The sequence below is a fragment of the Criblamydia sequanensis CRIB-18 genome (genome assembly GCF_000750955.1).
Taxonomy (GTDB): Bacteria; Chlamydiota; Chlamydiia; order Chlamydiales; family Criblamydiaceae; genus Criblamydia; species Criblamydia sequanensis.
In genome coordinates this window covers 147,844-163,209 of sequence record NZ_CCEJ010000003.1, presented here as the reverse complement: position 1 = coordinate 163,209, position 15,366 = coordinate 147,844, and the positions used below count along the sequence as shown (strand labels likewise).

Genomic DNA, 15,366 nt, shown 5'->3' with positions numbered 1-15,366 from the left:
CCGTAAAAAAAAAGCCGAAGGGTTTAACCTTCGGCTTTTTCATTTCTTGAACTTCCTTCCTACATAGTCGCATCAGGCGATAGTTGCTGAGGAGGCTCTCGATTTATTTTCGATGGACCCTCATCTTGAGGAAGTGGAGGCGGTGTTGGCATTTTCTTTTTATGCGCTTCATCCGCTTCTTTTCGTCTCTGGATCGCCTTATTCTCATCAAAGCTGTCATTGGCAATCTCAAGAACATCTTCGGCTGAAAGCGTTTCGTATTTGATGAGCATCGAAGTCATTAGCTCAATCTGTTCTTTATACTTAATAACCAAAGATTTTGCTCTTTCGTAAGCCTCGTGAAGGATGGTTTTCATCTCATCATCGATCTTTTTTGCCGTCTCTTCGGAATAGTGCTTTTCATAATGACCGCCGATGCCGTAATAGCCGGTGTCGCTGCTTTCCCCATAGAAAACAGCCCCCATTTTATCACTCATTCCCCACTGGCAGATCATATTGTGGGCAAGGGAAGTGGCCTGCTCGATGTCTTGTTTTGCGCCTGACGAGAAGTCATTGACAAAAACATCCTCAGCGGCTCTTCCACCCATTAATACAGCTAATCTATCAACAAGCTCTTTTCTCCAGTAACTCACCCTATTCTTTTTAGGCAAAAACATGGTCGCTCCAAGCGACATGCCTCGTGGAATTATAGTGACTTTATCAACAGGATCGGCATGCTCAACATGCAAGCTAACAATCGCATGACCCGCTTCATGGTAGGCGGTTGTCAATTTCTCATTTTCATCAAGCTCAAGGCTTCTTCTTTCTTTTCCGTATAAAACTTTATCGCGAGCTTCGGCTGTATCTTCAGCTGTGACTGCCGTTCTATTTTTTCTTGCCGCAAGTAAAGCCGCTTCATTAAGAATGTTGGCAAGGTCTGCTCCTGAACAGCCGGGCGTCGCTCTTGCTATCTTCATTAAATCAACAGAGGGATCAAGCTTGATTCTTTTTGCGTGGACTTTAAGGATCTCAAAACGCCCTTTTACATCAGGCAAGTTCACGATAATGCGTCTATCAAATCGACCGGGGCGCAAAAGAGCTTTATCCAGAACGTCCGGTCTATTAGTTGCAGCCATGAGGATGACGCCTTCATTGGTGTCGAATCCATCCATTTCTACAAGAAGCTGGTTTAAGGTTTGCTCTCTTTCATCGTGCCCGCCGCCGATACCGGCTCCTCGATGACGGCCGACCGCATCAATTTCATCGATAAAGATAATGCAGGGGGCATTTTTCTTCGCTTGGTCAAACATATCACGGATACGGCTAGCACCGACTCCGACAAACATTTCAACAAAGTCAGAACCCGATATAGAAAAGAAAGGGCGGTTCGCTTCGCCGGCGACTGCTTTTCCTATTAAAGTTTTACCGGTTCCGGGCGGCCCAACAAGTAAAACCCCCTTTGGAATGCGTCCGCCAAGAGCTGTAAATTTTTTAGGATTTTTAAGAAAGTCTACAATTTCTTGGAGCTCTTCTACTTCCTCTTCAAGGCCCGCCACATCTTTAAAAGTAATCTTATTCTGGTCTTTAGTCATCAGCCTTGCAGGTGATTTTCCAAAGTTTAAAGCATTCGTATTCATTCCCTTCATTTGTCTTGAAAAAATGAAGTATAGGATAAATACCACAAGAAGGAAGGGCAGGATGGTGAAAAGGTAGTTAAAATAATTAGGGGCAGGCTCCTGGCTTTTAAACCTTTTTTCCAGAACAAGATTTAAAGGCTGGTCAGGCGCTTTAAAGAAGCCGCCTGCATTTTGATCAAAACTGTTCCATTCTTCTTTAGCGTTAGTAAACCAGTGGCTAAAGACTTCAGGGTCTTGTTTTTCTAAAGCCTTAGTGGAAAGCTCCTGATTATTATAAAACCATATGACTTGAGCCACAGATTGAGCCGCTTTTTCAAGCTGGATTTGATTGTCTTCAAGTCTTGAAACCAGCTGTGAATAAATATCAATTTCTTCTTTATAGCTTCTAATACTTCTTAAATTCGACAAGCGAACGTGGTCTTCAACAGTGTTTAACTTATCAGTAAGATTTTTAAGAAGAGCCAGCATCTGATGATAACTTTCCATCTTTTCTTGAGGGGTCGCTTTTGAACCAATTATTTTCTCGACGTCATCTTCGATTTTCTTTAGCTGCAGCTTCATTCCCTGATTGCCGATGCCAAGCAAAGGAGATCTAAAATTTCTAACTAAAGTGATGATGTCATTGCCGAAATCATTGGCTTCTTGGTAGCTTGGAGAATCTCCAAAAGAATCAAAGCGTTGCTTAAGATCCTTTAAGCTCTCTCCTTTTTTTGAAGAAACGCTTCTAATGACAACACTATAGTCATCTTCAGAAGTCGAATAAAAGTCATCAATAACAATAAAACCTTGAGACGGAATAGCAACTCCCGTCAGTTGCAAATACCACTGAGCGGAATCGATCACTTTTGATCTCAAGGATTTTAAATCGTCGCTTGCTTGAGCAAGCTCTTGTTTTAATTGATGATTTTCATTGAGGAGTTCCAAGAACTTAAATCGTTTTTTCCCCTCGTCTGTTCTTCTATCTCTAAATTTTCCGCTAAAAGTAACTAAATTATCATTCAGCGCAATTTTTCTGCTGTCTTCAGGTTGGATTAACTGTAAATTGATTAGGTGTTCCAACTGATAGCTGAATGAAACCTTCGCAATTTTAGTATCGATAAAACTTTGGACCATAAATGCGAGAAAAAAGGCGGCCATCAAAAACCAAATAAAACTATTGGAAAGGCCTTTTTTGAAATCTTGTTTACCATCATTGCTCATAATATTTGGAAAACCACCATTTTTGTGCTTAGGCTCAGCCTTGAGCTAGGATTTGTACTTAAATTGCTTAAGTTAAGCTTAATAGATTGATTCTGGGTGAAAAATCATTATTTTTTCCCATTGTATCATAATAACTTATTCGGTATCAACCTTCATCCTCTTCTGGACTCTCTCTAATATTTAAAAAAAAATATAACGGTTATTCCGCTTTATTTGGGCGTTATTTTAATTAAATAGAGCTTCTCATCTTCTTTTATGTTAGTCGGAACAAGCAACTCTTTTTCTAACTTTCGAGATGAAAAAAGGCCCGGTAATTTATCCCTAAAAAAAGCCGGAACTTTCTTTTCATTCCAAAATTTATCCAATGTTTTATGCTCTCCATAATCCATTTTAGGGGTAACTTTTCCCAATCTATAATCTAAAGAAGGCAACGTAATTAAAAGCCCGTCTTTAAAAAGAGACTCCCATCCTTTTTTCTCAATAACGAAATTTTTAATTTTTGAAACTTCAATTTGCAAGTCCCCGAATTCATTAACCCCTTCTTTAAGCATCCATTCCCCTTCAAAAGGAAGGACTTCCTTTTCAAAAAGAAAAAGATGGCCTCGATCAACATAGACTCTTTTTTTATCTTTTAAAAATTGCTTGTTGGCTGAAAAATTATTTAAGTGATCCAAAACGGATTCAAATTGTTTGTCTGAAAGGCCAAAATTTTGTGTAATCAATATTTTTTTTAATAAATAGCGTCTCTCATAGTCTTCAAGTCTAAAAGAATCAAAATCTAGATAAGACCCCCAAGCATTTTTTTTAAGGCCGGCAAATGAGGCTTCAACTTTGCTATCCAAATACCGGGTAAGCTCGGCAGATTCTTTTCCCATTCTTACAAGAGAATTTTTAATTTTCTTCCCGAATTCTTTTTCAAGAAAAGGGATAATTTTCTCTCTCATTTTCGGTCTTAAATAATGCTCATCCAAGTTTGTGGAATCTAAGAAAGGTTTAAAAGAAACGCTCTGTTTACTTAGCCAATCTAATAACATCTGTTTAGGAGTGAATAAAAGAGGCCTGAGGATCTTGATTCCTTTCATGACAGATACCGGTTTCATCCCGCCAAGAAAAGGCAGAGCGTAACCTTCAGAAACCCTTTTTAAGACGGTTTCGGCAAGATCATCGGCATGATGGGCTAAAAAAACCCCATCCATCTGATGGGTTTCAACAAGGCTTTTGAAAAATTGTATCCTAGCCGCTCTGCAAAAGGCTTCAAGGTTTTTAACTTTGTCAGGGTAGACAAGCGTTTTAGAGAAAAAAGAGAGATTATCCTTCTTCGCCATTTTTTCTAGCAGAAGAAGCTCTTCTTTACTTTCTTTTCTCCAGCCATGGTCGATGTGCGCTACGGCAAAGGGAATTTTTAATTTTAAAAGCAGTTGATAAAGGGAAAAGGAATCCGGCCCCCCCGACAATCCAAGCAATGCTATTTTATTAGAACTTAGATGCTGCTTTATAAATCGATAGAGCTCCCTTTCCAGGGTTTCTTGCATGAGGTTATTCTCGATTAACTAAAAGGTAGAAGTATAACAATGAAATAAGGACTAAAACAATAAAAAAAAGAAGGGGGGGACCCGTCTCTAAAGGCATCGCTAATTCCGATTGCATATTCTCGCTTAAGGAATCGCTTTCCTCTCTTTCCTTTTCGAAGAGATCTTCCAGCTCTTTATAAAAACTAATAGGAAGCCAGGAAAGGCTCCCCTCTTTTCTTGCTAAGGTGGACGGTGTGATTCTTCTATCAAACTTAAGCTCGGCTTTAGAATAAGGACCTTCTTCCCTATCATCTATGAACAAATACCAGATTCGATCGTTTAACATATTACTTTTGTTTCCATAGAAAATTTATGAGAGGGCTGTTATATTTCATTTATTAGAGATTTATTCTTAAAATTATGTTTCCTATTATTTGGCGCTCGTTAATTGGGCAATACCTAAAAGTTCTTTTTCTTTCACTTGGGATTTTTGTAGCCCTGCTATTGACTTTGCGATTAAATGAAATTGCCCATTTTGCCGCCATGGGGCCAAACTCTTTTATAATCTTAAAATTTATAGCGTTACAAATCCCCTATATGCTTCCGATTGCTGTGGCAGTAGGCAGCCTTATTGCCTCCGCTTCTTTACTCTTTAAGCTCTCTGAAGCTCATGAAATCACAGCTCTGAGAAGCTCCGGCTTTTCCTTAAGCCGCATCCTCTTTCCGATTCTTTTAACGGCAGGCTTCATCTCCATCGGAAATTTTTGGATAGTGTCTGAGTTTGCGACAAAATCACATCATAGCGCAGCTAAAATAAAAAATGAAATTCGTACAGTTAACCCCCTTTTGCTTTTAAACCACAAACACTTAGCAGATTTGAAGGGATTTTATTTTGAAACCTTCGGCACCGCAAAAATGGGAGAAGCCGCAGAAAAAGCGCTCATTGCGCATAACGATAAAAGAAGCGGACGGATGGCCCTTTTTTTTGCCGAGTCTTTAAAGATTAAAGAAAACTCGCTCACTGGAAATGCCGTTTCATTTTTACTTCCCTTAAAAGATAAGGGTAAAAATGAAGCCTCTTTTATTCTCGAGAATGCCGATCATTATATGGTCCCGAAAGATGCCTTTTCGGCAATTTTAGGAAGAGATCTTGCAATAACCGGCAATGATCATCTTAAGCTGCCTCTTCTCCTATCTAAACTTCTCATCGAAAAAAGGAAAATAAGCCAAAATTTACCCGAATCAAAAGAGCTTAAAAAAGCCGAAAACAAATGCAAAAGTGAAATTGCAAGACGTATCTCAGTTGGCTTAAGCCCTTTTGCTTTAACTCTTTTAGGAGCTACTTTTGGTATTTCTGTTGGAAGAGTTCGATCCTATAAGTCATTTTTTTTAATGATTTTTTTAACAGCCCTCTTCCTTGTTGGCTATTTTGTAGCTAAGGGATTAGACCACAATTTCAACCTCTCGTTAATCCTCTATTTTGTGCCTGAAACATTAATGATTTTAGCCTCCCTTTTGATGATCTTTAAACTTGAAAGAGGGGTTTCTTAAAATGACCGTTCTACCGCTCCGCATCTTTGAGCGTTATTTTTTTAAAGAGTTTTGCAAGACCTTTTTTTTTATTTTAAGCGCCGTTTTCTTTCTTTTCATGGTGATTGACTTTTCTTCTAGAACTGCCATGCACCATCAACATGGCATGCGTTTTGATGTGCTTGAAATTTTCTGGTATTACTTTTATGAATTTTCCTTAGAAGTTAAAATCTTAGTTCCCTTTTCAGCCCTTGTGGCCACTATAAAAGTGGTTTCCGAATTAAGCTCCCATGGCGAGCTCACAGCTCTTCTCACCTCAGGCATGCGATTAAAAAGAGTGCTTAGGCCTTTTGTTATCATGGGTTTACTTTTAAGTCTTTTAACCATAGCTAACGAAGAGTATATCGTTCCAAAAGCGAATCGTTATATCAACCGCATGATCCATTTTAAGAAAAAAGAAGGAAAAAAAAGAAAAAGCCAAACTCATATCCAAACGATCCCTTTAGATGGAGGAGACGAAAGACTCCTATACACGCATTATGAGGAAAACTCTCAGCGTTTTTTTGATGTCGTATGGTTAAAATCCTTCGATGAGTATTACCGCATTAAATACCTTTACCCCTTTCAATCGCCTCCTCTTGCCAAGGAAGTTGAGGTTATAAAAAGAGATGAGAAAGGAAGATTTTCAGTGTTTGAGTCCTTTGATGAACTTGCGATCCTTGATCTTTATCTTGAAAAGGAAAGGCTCACTCAAACAATTATGAAGCCTGAAGAATTTTCATTAAGTGAATTATTAAAGAAAACGCCTCCGTTTTTTTCAGAGTGCAAAGAAAAAGAATGCCAGCTTCAGACAGTTTTGCTTCTCAAGCTTTTTTTGCCTTGGCTTACTCTTCTCGTTATTTTAGGGGCTCTTCCTTCCCTCATTTTTTTTTCCAGGGGGAAAGCTCTTTACCGAATCTATGCCGGCGCCCTCTTTACCTTCTTCTTTATGTACCTTTTTTTAGAAGCCGCATCCGTCCTTGCCAAAAAGCAAGTCTTAGAGCCGGAGCTCGCCCTTGGAATACCTTTTAGTTTTTTTCTTTCATTTATTCTTTTCCGCTATTACAAATTGAGATAGCCTTTTCTTTTTGATAAAGATCCTATTTCAACTGAAATTAAGAATAAAAATAATGACTGTAAATCTTCTTCCGCCCATCAAACTAAACCTTAGAGCTCAAGCTGAGCTAAAAATTAATTTAAATACGATCGCTCAAAATTTGGCCCTCTTAAGAAAAAAAGCACAAGGGTTAAGGCTTATGGCTATTGTAAAGGCGAATGGCTATGGCACAGATAGTGTACGACTCTCTTTAGAGCTTGCCAAATTAGGTATTGATATCTTCGGTGTAGCTTTCTCCTCTGAAGCCATTTTCTTACGGGAATGCGGGGTTACCCAAGACATTTTTGTCATTCATGCAGATCCAAAGGATGCCCCCTCCCTTTTAGAATATGACCTCGAAGTCGGCCTATGCCAAGAAGCGCTTATTGATAGTCTTGAGAAAGAAGCTAAAAAATTGAAAAGGAAAGCTAAAATCCATATCCATGTCAATACCGGCATGAATCGCTTGGGGTGTAAAAGCAAAGAAGCTCTTATATATGCTAAAAGAATAGCAAGATCAGAACACCTTGAGCTAGAGGGTCTCATGACACACTTTACCTCGGCCGATGATCCGAAACACGACCCTTTTACCTACAGCCAAATCCGTAAGATTGAAACTTTGCTTTTTGAGATGAAAGAGGCGGGCATAGAACCTAAATGGTGCCATGGAGCTAATTCTTCCGCTTTTTTAAGATTTAAAGCGCCATGCTTTAATATGGCAAGAATCGGCCTTGCGTTATTTGGCTGCTATAACACTCCTGATTGCAAAGGAGTGCTTCCTTTAAAGCCGGCCCTTTCTTTAACCTCTCAAGTCATCGATATCCACAATTGCTCGCTTGGAGAATCCGTCAGCTACAACAGGGATTACTTTGTTAAGCAGGAAGGGGAAAAAATCGCGGTCATCCCTCTTGGCTACCATGATGGGATAGGACGCAATTTCAGCGGCAAAGGGTTTGTGTTGATAAGAGGTTATAAAGCCCCTCTTGTCGGCAAAATCTGCATGGATTTTATGATGGCGGATGTGACAGAAATCCCGAACATTCAAATCGGGGATCCGGTGTTATTCTTCGGTGAAGATGAATGGGGGTCTCTCGATGTAGAAACTTTCGCAAGCTTTGGCGATGTGATTATCCACGAACTTTTCGCAAGGCTTGGACCTCGTATAGCCAGACATTTTTACTAAAAGGTTTTTATGGGCTCTCTTCTCTTATTTTGCATGTGTTACCTTGGGTTTGTTTTCTTTGAAAATCATAAAACCAAGATTGCCCTTGCAGGTTCCTTTCTTTTGATTCTTCTAAACGAACTTAGCTTAAAACAAGCTTTTTTCGAAGTTCATTGGAATGTGATGGGCCTTTTTGTCGGGACCCTTGTTTTAGCTGAATTGTTTAGACTATCGAGAGTGCCGGCAGTTTTTGCTGAGTGGCTTGTGGATCATTCTAAAAATGTGAGGATGGCTCTTATCCTGGTTTTTATTTTAACGAGCATTATTTCAATGTTTGTTGAAAATGTCGCAGTGGTTCTTTTAATTGCACCCGTAATTTTAGCGCTTTGCGAGAAACTCTCTATTTCGCCAATTAAACCTTTAATTTTGCTCGCCATGTTTTCTAATCTGCAAGGGACAGCTACTCTCATCGGAGATCCACCGAGCATGATTTTAGGCTCCTATATGAAGATGAACTTTGGCGACTTTTTTTTCTATATGGGAAAGCCAAGCATTTTTTTTATGGTTCAGGTTGGAGCTTTTTTCGCTCTTCTTTTTGCCTTTTTTTTATTCTATCATGAAACTGAACCTATTACGCTTCTCTCTATTGAAGTCGTAAAATCTTGGGTTCCTTCCATTTTACTTTTATTCTTAATTGGAATTTTAGCTTTTGGCTCAAATCTTGATCCTGAATCCTCCTGGCTTGCCGGCATAACAGCCATGATCCTTGCCCTAATTGGGCTTATTTGGCATTACTTTGGGCCTGCATGGGAAAAAACAACAAACTTAATTCGAGATCTTGATTGGAACACAACCCTCTTCTTAATGGGACTTTTTATCCTTGTGGGTGCTGTGAGACAAGAGGGTTGGATGGATGCCCTATCTAATTGGGCTGTAACAAATCTTCCGGATAATCTTTTTTTAGTTTTCACAGCGGTTATTTTTCTATCTCTTCTTATTTCTGCGGTTGTTGACAACGTCCCTTACCTTATTGCCATGATTCCTGTTGTGCAAAACGTTTCTGCCGGCTTAAACCTTCCGCTTCCTCTTTTGACTTTTGCGCTTTTAATCGGAACTTGCCTTGGCGGAAACATTACACCGATCGGCGCTTCAGCAAACATCGTAGCGGTAAGCTTTCTTGAAAAGAACGGGCATAGGATTAGCTTCTTTTCTTATTGCAAGATCGGCCTCATCTTTACCCTGAGCGCCGTTATCCCGGCTGCCATCACTCTCTGGCTTATCTGGGCATAAGATTAAAAAGCCTCCCTTGAACGCTTATTAAAAGAAGATTTAGACGAGTCGCATTCTGCCTTCAAAAGTCAGTGGGCTATTAAACCTAAGGTAAATTAACTCCATCAAAAAGGCTACTAACACCACAGCAATCATAGTTTTTTTTAAGTTAGTGGAGCAAAATCGGCTGATTTTATATTTTTCAATTAGGCCGGAAGAAGGCTTTGATTCTACAGGAACAGCTGGTGTTTCAAGCCATAAATCCAAAAAAATGTTATTTTTTGCAAAAGAAGAGGCCTTTAAAAATCCCGAGGTTTCCGAAGTTTCATAGCTTACCTTAAATTGAAGGTTTCGATTCTCGGGAACTGAGGTATACTCGATAAGTATTTCCTGGAGCTTTTCGCTGACAGTTTTTGTGACTTTTGCCATTTTGGCTTCGAAATATCTAATATCCAAATTGCTGCTTGAAGTCTTTTCTGAAAAGGTTGATAGCCATTCTCTAAAAGGAGGAAATTCTTTAACTTCTTTTACGAGTCCAATCAAAGTTTCTAAACTTTTTTTATCATTCAAGATATCAAAATCGACTTTCTTTCTAAATTTATTCTCGACGCCAATTTTCATTTTGTAAGGATCGCTTATTTCTTGTCCAAATTGTTTGAACAATCTTTGAGCTATGTTAGAAGCTAATGTATCCGAAAACTTATTGCAATTTTCCTCAAAGTCGGCATCCCATGAAGCTTGTAATGCTTCTCTTTGTGTAGACGCCTTTTTTATATCTAATAAGGTTCCTATTGAACTCATAAGTTACTCCTTAACTGTATATTCTCGGAAAATTCCTATCTAAAAATGAAGAGCTTAAAAATTCCATTTTAAAAATCAAAATATAAAGCGCGAATAGCGTGAAAGTTAAAAGAAGGGCATTCTGGATTCTTCTAGCTTCCCTTGAATCTATTTTTGAGAAGGTAAAATCATTGTTGACCCATAGCTGAATGCTTAATGAAGTTTTATTCGGCGGATCAAGCTTAGCTATTTTAAATCGGATGCTTGCATGCTGAGGGTGGGCTATATATTCTTTAAATATTTTTTCTAGATGATTTTTAGCCACATCAATAACCCTAGCGAGACGTTTTTCAAAGTACCTGGCATTTATGCCATCGCGGAGATAGTTTTCTTCCCATTCGTTAAAAGGAGCCAAGCCGCTTTTTTCCGGATGGAAACTATTTCGTTTTGAAAACCAATTGTCTTTAAGGATTCTTGAAAATCGATTATTGGCATCTATCGGAGGTTTATAGGGATCGCTTAGGGCTTCGCCAAACTCTTTCAAAACATGGCTTGCAAAACTTGCGGCCAAGTTTTCAGCATAAGCTTGATAATTTTGTTTAAATTCTGACTTCCAAGAAGAAAGCTCGGCATTTCTACGACTAAGAGACCTGTTGACATTAATCGAGGGCAAAGGTTGGCTCATATAAATAGTTTCCTTAAAAAAATTAAATAATTGTCACTTGGTTCCTTACGTCTTGCCGCTTTTTTGCTTAGTCAAAAACATAAAAAGAAGCGATCAACTTTTTTTCATAAGCCAATCCAAGCACTTCAAGAACCTCGCAAGCCTACTTCATTGTATCCCAATCGGATTGACTTTCCATGTTCACAACAACAAGAAGTTACAAAAAAAGGGGTTCACACATTTTCAAAATAATAATTTTGAAGAGATTAATATTATTTTTAGAGATAATGGATGTCAATACCTTTTAAAAAGACAACCGAGAGTATAACCTAAGAGCTAAATTTGCAAAAAAAATAAAAAAATAGAATTTTTAGCGAAAGGTTCTTTGAATCATAAGTTGCTAGCATTTAATAAACTTTTCGTTTTTTCCTTTATGAAATTTCATTTTTTGCATAAGTTGTTTTTTTTCTAGGAGTATTATTATGGCGAAACGTGACCAAGAAAATTACAGAAAATTATTCGAAAAATCCTACGAAGCAAAAATTTTAGAAGGCATTTCCAACATTTTGGGATGGGATCAGGAAACTATGATGCCGGAGGGCGCATCCGCTATTCGGGGTGAACAGCTAAAAACCATGGCCGGTTTAATTCACAAATCCAAAACCTCTCCCGACTTTAAAGAAGCTCTAAGCAACCTCATTGATATTAAAAATGGAAAAATTATTGCTAAGGGATTATCTAAAGAACAGGAGTCTGCTTTAAAGTGCTGGAGGAAAGACTATTTAAGAGACGTAGCCCTTCCTGAGGAATTTGTTAAAAATTTTGCCAAGATCACTTCTGAAGCACAAGTGGTATGGCGAAATGCTAAAAAAGATAACAACTTTAAATTATTTGCCCCCTACCTTGAAAAAATTATAGATCTTGTAAAGCAAAAATCCCGTCACTTAAGTAAAAAAGGAAGCCATCCCTATGACGCCCTTTTAGACGAATACGAACCCGGGATGACAACTGAGGATGTGGATTCTCTTTTTAAAAAAATAAAAGATCCCATCATCGCCCTTCTTAACAAGATAAAATCGAAAAAACAAGTTAAAGATGATTTCCTTCATGGAAAATTCCCTGATTCAAAGCAAGTTTCCTTCAGCCAAACCCTTCTTGACGATATGGGTTATGATAAAGCTTATGGCCGATTAGATTTTTCATCCCACCCCTTTTCTTCTTCCTCCCACCCAACAGATAGCCGCATTACAACACGTATTCATCCAACGAGTTTAATGAGCAATATCAGTGTTATTCTTCATGAAGGCGGTCATGCCCTTTATGAAATGGGCCTTGATCCAAAAGAATATGGCTCCCCTCTTGGACAAGCGGTTTCTTTAGGCATTCACGAGAGCCAATCCCGCTTTTGGGAGACGCGTATCGGAAAAAACAAAGCTTTTTGGAAACACTACTTTCCTCTTCTAAAAAAAGCTTTTCCAAAAGGTTTGGAAAAGATCGATCTCGATCTTTTTTATAAGGCCATCAATAAAGTCGAGCCTTCCTTTATACGAGTTGAAGCTGATGAAGTGACCTACCCTTTGCATGTCATTTTACGTTTCGAGCTGGAAAAAGACTTAATTGAGGGTAAACTCAAAGTTAAAGACTTGCCTAAGGCTTGGAATAAAAAAATGAAAGAGTATTTTGGGATCACTCCAAAAAATGATCAGGAAGGCTGTTTGCAAGACGTCCATTGGTCTATGGGAGCTTTTGGGTATTTTCCAACCTATGCGCTTGGAAATATGTACGCAGCTCAGTTATTTGAGACACTTGAAAAAGAGCAGCCTAATTTGGAAAAGAAATTGGAAAAAGGTCAAATAGCTTTTCTTAAAGAATGGCTTAAAGCCAAGGTTTACCGATACGGAAGACAGTTTGAAAGCCTTGAGTTATTAAAAGAATCCACAGGCAAGCCTTTTACAGAAAAAGCTTATGTGGATTATTTACAAAAGAAATACAAAGAGATCTACGGATTATAGCATTAAAAAAGCGGCTTGCAAAAGCCGCTTTTTTTATAAAGGCTTTATCAATTTATTCCTGTAGGGGAAGTGGTTTTAACTCCAAGGAACCATTTGGGAATAAAGGTCCAAAAGCTTCTTTGATGATAAGACAGAAGTTATCCTTGCCGAAGTCATTTTTAGTTTCCTCAAGCCAATGAACTGTCCCAATAAACCTTGAAAATCGATCCTGAAGCATCACTCTTTCGCGAATAAGAAGCTGCGGTCCAAAAACCATAAAATGGAGACATTCAAGATCAAGAGATGAAAGCTCATTATGGCTTAATAGTTTCATAAAAAGAAATAGTAAGGAAGAAGCCGCCATTCCCCCATCCAAAGCATCTTTGCAAGATAAGTTGAAAGAATCCGGTTGTAGGATATCTATAGCTTTAAGTTCTATTAATAGATAGGCGAGGTCGATAAAAATGATCCTTTCATCTTTGGTTAAAATATTTTTACCATGAAAGAATATTCGATGAACCGCTTCTAAAAGTTGTTTAAAAAACTTTTGATTTAGGTCTTTTCGTAATTCTTCAGGAATAAAAAATCCGGCGCTTTCATCTTTTAGGAGTTCAAGAAAGTGTGAAATAAAAAGCGGAGCTTTTCGTATTTCTTCCTGTTCTTCATTTTGATGATAGAAGTCAGTATCAATAGGAAGAGTTAAAACCGAAATGACCTCTCTCACTTTTGGATCATTTTGAAAATTTTCAAGGGCAGCTGCCCTTGCAAACTCCTTCCAAGAGGTCCTATCTTGCAAGTTAATATACAAATGCTTTCTTTCATCGGCTTCTTGATTGCAAGAGACGATGAAATTGGTAAATTCATCTAAGATACTAGCTTTATGAATATATTCTTGGCAGATAGGCGGAGGAAGTCTTAGACAGCTTAGGTTCTTATCTCTATAAATGAGTGAAAAAAGCTGGGTTGGCCAATTCTTCTGCTTGAGGGGTTCATACTTTGTTAATTCACCTTCTTCAAAACTTGTAAGCATTTGAGTTAAAGGTCCCCCGGGGTGTCTAAACAGGATCTTTTTTAAAGCCTCATAATTATCTTTCAACTCTTTTCCAATAGTCTTTTTTTCCATTAAATCTTTTTGATGATTTTTTTCTAAAAGAGCGGCATGAAGCAAGCCTTCAATTACGGCCCCAAGTTCAATCACTGCTCTATTTTCAATAAAAAATGCTTTAGTTAATGCTTGGCATATTTCAGAAATCAATTCAAAAGAAGAGGAGTCTTCAACCGGATAAAGATTTTGCGTCTGGTATTCCCTAGAACACAAAGCGCTTGATAAGTACTCCTGAAAGTCTATAAAATACCCTTGGCAGCTTTTTATAGGATTATGGGTAATAAGGTTGGACTCTTTGGAGGCCAAAATCAAAGCCATGAGTGCAGAACTTAGCTCATTAATTAAAGGCTTGGTGCGCATTTTTGAAATTTCTTTAAAGAATTTCCCGACCTTTCCTTTTAATGAGTGGATAATAGCTTCTGCGTGAGCTTTTGCCAAGCGATCCTGCCATAATGAAAGATACCTTAAAGGATCTTCCCCTTTGTTATCCCAAAAGGTTTCTCCAAAATCAGAGACAAGCTTCATATTTCGAATGAGTCTTGGGCTAATAAACCTTGTCCCATCTTCTTTTCGAATATAAAATAGTTCATAGTCGATGTCTTTTTTTACATTTTCCAAATCAACAAAAGCATATTTTGAACTTCTTATTTGCTTTCCCTTAAGAGAAAGTTTTGCACCTTCTTTTTTAGGCAGCTGTTTTACAATCCCTAAAATCCATTTGCCAAGGACGCTTTCATCGATTTTTTGAGAGACTCGTGTTTTATAAAAATGTTGAAGATCGCGAAACTCCTTCAATTGCATCACGCTGCCGGCTTGCGACTTCATGAAAATATTTGTGAAACGATCCAATTTTTTTGCAGCTTCACCGACTAAAACCATAATCGTTTTAATGCCTTCAAGAGCGGGTCCGTTTTTTTCATTTATAAACTTTTCTTCGTAGAAATTTTTAAGATAGTCTAAAACGACTCTAAAGGTCTCTCTGACTAATTTGATTGTGGTTGCCCCGTCTTCTTTATTGAGCCAGTGGATGGTTCTAAAGGGGACGCTTTCTCGGCCAATAATGAGTTCTTGTTTCTCAGCGATTCCCATTTCTTTATCCAGACTCATATCCGCTATACTAGACAGAGTCTCGATGGCCTCAACTATGGTTAAAGGCTTCGGCTTGCTTTTTGACCTTGTAGCCATGACCGTTTCCTTTATTTCTTGGTTTTGAATGAGTCTAAAAACGTCTTTGAATAATCAGCAACTACTATAATTATGACATATTTTTCATATTCTTACGTAAAAATAATATTTTAATTTTAAAAATTCATTTTTTTTGAAAAAAATATTAGATTTTGTTGACTATTCAGATCTCATAATTTAAAATATTTATTTATCTTGATGTTTATCTTCAAAATTTC

Annotated in this window: 11 protein-coding genes; 5 read left to right on the top strand and 6 right to left on the bottom strand. The window is 38.0% G+C overall.

The genetic code is table 11. The annotated features are described in order from the left end of the window. Positions 1-59: 59 nt before the first annotated feature. From ftsH to CSEC_RS02500, 3 genes are all read right to left on the bottom strand, one after another. Positions 60-2,816 carry an ATP-dependent zinc metalloprotease FtsH gene (gene ftsH / locus CSEC_RS02510; RefSeq protein WP_053331707.1) on the bottom strand — a complete coding sequence of 919 codons (2,757 nt, stop codon included), beginning with the start codon at positions 2,814-2,816 and terminating at the stop codon, positions 60-62. Between the two features lie 209 nt (positions 2,817-3,025). Next, positions 3,026-4,348, bottom strand: coding sequence for a tRNA lysidine(34) synthetase TilS (gene tilS, locus CSEC_RS12530; protein ID WP_053331706.1), 1,323 nt, complete (start codon positions 4,346-4,348; stop codon positions 3,026-3,028). Positions 4,349-4,352: 4 nt separating this feature from the next. Continuing rightward, positions 4,353-4,673: a DUF4339 domain-containing protein gene (locus tag CSEC_RS02500; RefSeq protein WP_041016842.1), complete on the bottom strand. Its 321-nt coding sequence runs from the start codon at positions 4,671-4,673 to the stop codon at positions 4,353-4,355. 74 nt (positions 4,674-4,747) lie between these two features. On the opposite strand from CSEC_RS02500, the gene CSEC_RS02495 reads away from it, so the two are divergent. From CSEC_RS02495 to CSEC_RS02480, 4 genes are read left to right on the top strand one after another with little or no spacing between them, the layout of a single operon-like run. Beyond that, complete coding sequence (locus CSEC_RS02495) at positions 4,748-5,878, top strand: LptF/LptG family permease (protein ID WP_041016841.1); 1,131 nt, start codon at positions 4,748-4,750, stop codon at positions 5,876-5,878. Between the two features lies 1 nt (position 5,879). After that, positions 5,880-6,974: an LptF/LptG family permease gene (locus CSEC_RS02490; protein WP_041016840.1), complete on the top strand. Its 1,095-nt coding sequence runs from the start codon at positions 5,880-5,882 to the stop codon at positions 6,972-6,974. A 52-nt stretch (positions 6,975-7,026) separates the two neighbouring features. Continuing rightward, entirely contained in the window at positions 7,027-8,175 is a 1,149-nt protein-coding gene (gene alr / locus CSEC_RS02485) for an alanine racemase (RefSeq protein ID WP_053331705.1), read from the top strand. A gap of 9 nt (positions 8,176-8,184) precedes the next feature. After that, on the top strand, positions 8,185-9,444 hold the full coding sequence (locus tag CSEC_RS02480) for an ArsB/NhaD family transporter (protein ID WP_041016839.1): 1,260 nt from the start codon (positions 8,185-8,187) through the stop codon (positions 9,442-9,444). A 39-nt stretch (positions 9,445-9,483) separates the two neighbouring features. Here CSEC_RS02480 and CSEC_RS02475 read toward each other — a convergent pair whose 3' ends face one another. After that, a complete protein-coding gene (locus CSEC_RS02475) occupies positions 9,484-10,224 on the bottom strand; it encodes a hypothetical protein (protein WP_041016838.1) in 741 nt (246 codons plus the stop codon). A 10-nt stretch (positions 10,225-10,234) separates the two neighbouring features. After that, entirely contained in the window at positions 10,235-10,888 is a 654-nt protein-coding gene (locus CSEC_RS02470; RefSeq protein ID WP_041016837.1) for a hypothetical protein, read from the bottom strand. Positions 10,889-11,349: 461 nt separating this feature from the next. Between CSEC_RS02470 and CSEC_RS02465 the strand changes: the two genes are divergently transcribed. Further along, positions 11,350-12,879 (top strand): carboxypeptidase M32, encoded by a 1,530-nt coding sequence (locus CSEC_RS02465; RefSeq protein ID WP_041016836.1) that lies wholly within the window; start codon positions 11,350-11,352, stop codon positions 12,877-12,879. Between the two features lie 52 nt (positions 12,880-12,931). On the opposite strand, the gene CSEC_RS02460 is transcribed toward CSEC_RS02465, so the two are convergent. Further along, complete coding sequence (locus CSEC_RS02460; RefSeq protein ID WP_041016835.1) at positions 12,932-15,148, bottom strand: hypothetical protein; 2,217 nt, start codon at positions 15,146-15,148, stop codon at positions 12,932-12,934. Positions 15,149-15,366: the final 218 nt, after the last annotated feature.